Raw genomic sequence first — 253 nt, forward strand, 5'->3', positions numbered from 1 at the left:
GGCGCTGTAAAGTTATCAGCGGATTGATGCAGCGATAGCTGGCCGGGACGGCTGTCACGCTGCGGCGAGACACGCGATTTTGTTCCAGATTTGCATGGCGGCGTTACGCAGGTCTCGATGTTGAGCTGATGACAGCGTATTGCGGGGAAAGTGGAACAGGTTGGCAATCGGATCATGGATGGAAACGAACCGCTGAAGCTGGCGTGCCGACTTGAAGCGTTTCATGGTCCTTTCGCGTCGTCGGGTCGGCTGG

Annotated in this window: 1 pseudogene; it reads right to left on the reverse strand. The window is 57.3% G+C overall.

What is annotated here, in order from left to right:
- Nucleotides 1-54: 54 nt before the first annotated feature.
- Nucleotides 55-253: pseudogene (locus tag DH10_RS35895) on the reverse strand (IS6 family transposase); the annotation flags it as partial.

The organism is Mesorhizobium silamurunense (assembly GCF_014843825.1).
Classification (GTDB): domain Bacteria; phylum Pseudomonadota; class Alphaproteobacteria; order Rhizobiales; family Rhizobiaceae; genus Mesorhizobium; species Mesorhizobium silamurunense.